The 562-nt window shown below is 36.1% G+C and carries 1 protein-coding gene; it reads right to left on the bottom strand.

Translation table 11 applies throughout. The features are described 5' to 3' along the window. Positions 1 to 35: 35 nt before the first annotated feature. Positions 36 to 497: a hypothetical protein gene (locus CXF71_RS07925; protein WP_101232429.1), complete on the bottom strand. Its 462-nt coding sequence runs from the start codon at positions 495 to 497 to the stop codon at positions 36 to 38. Positions 498 to 562: the final 65 nt, after the last annotated feature.

The raw sequence follows: 562 nt of genomic DNA, 5'->3' as shown, positions 1-562 counted from the left end.
TTGTCCGTTTGAACGCCTTGTTAGGCCTGCCGAATTTATAGATTGAAATTTGATTTTACAAAAGCGGTTATAGCTCTTTCAGTTGAGCTTTTAAAGTTTGTCAGGATATATTCTTTTGGTCCAATGCCGTTAAACCCAAATGGATAATCGTAGATAATTGCCGGTGTTGGCTCATAGCGTCCAAACGCAGACTTAATAGCAAACACTTGGCTTGAACCATCTAATTTGACGCAAGAAATACCCAAATTTAAATATATTCTACCACTAACAAAAATATCATCTTTTAATGGCTTAATCCTACTTCTAATTAAAACGCCTTCGGTAATTTCGTTTATTTCATCTGAAGTAAATGGGCAAGAATCGCTAACTTGTACAAAATATGCCAATTCATTAGGGTTGCTAACCTTTATTGCATTATAAAGCCACTGAGGTGGGGATTTCGCATATGCAGAGGGCATAATAAATATTGCCACTAAGGTTATAAGAAACGTCTTCATTATTATTTATTCTCCAAAGGCCTAACGCCCCAATAAGGGGCTAAGTAATAGTTGGCTAAAATGTG

The sequence above is a fragment of the Colwellia sp. 12G3 genome (assembly GCF_002836775.1).
Classification (GTDB): domain Bacteria; phylum Pseudomonadota; class Gammaproteobacteria; order Enterobacterales; family Alteromonadaceae; genus Colwellia.
Note: the sequence above shows the minus strand (reverse complement) of the source record. Positions and strands in the feature narration are given on the sequence as shown.